Annotated in this window: 1 protein-coding gene; it reads right to left on the bottom strand. The window is 61.9% G+C overall.

What is annotated here, in order from left to right:
* Nucleotides 1–244: NAD(P)/FAD-dependent oxidoreductase (locus ACOJB8_RS41325; protein ID WP_475018035.1), on the bottom strand; the 244-nt coding region annotated here is incomplete at both ends.

Here is a 244-nt window from a genome sequence, read left to right as displayed (position 1 = left end):
AGCCCACCATCACCTGGTTGTTGTCGATGTGGTACAGGAACGAGCCGCCGTACGTGTCCGACTCGAGCGGCCAGCCGGCGGTGTGGATCACGAGGCCGGGCTGGTGCTTCGAAGGATCGATCTCCCACAGTTCCTTGATGCCGATGCCGTAGACCTGCGGATCCGAATCCTTGCCGAGCTTGAACTTCTCGTTCAGCTGACGGCCCAGGTGCCCGCGGCAGCCTTCGCAGAACAGCGTGTACTT

Source organism: Paraburkholderia sp. BR10141 (genome assembly GCF_056155635.1).
The sequence above is the reverse complement of the archived record's forward strand: the minus strand, read 5'-3'. Positions and strand labels throughout refer to the sequence as shown.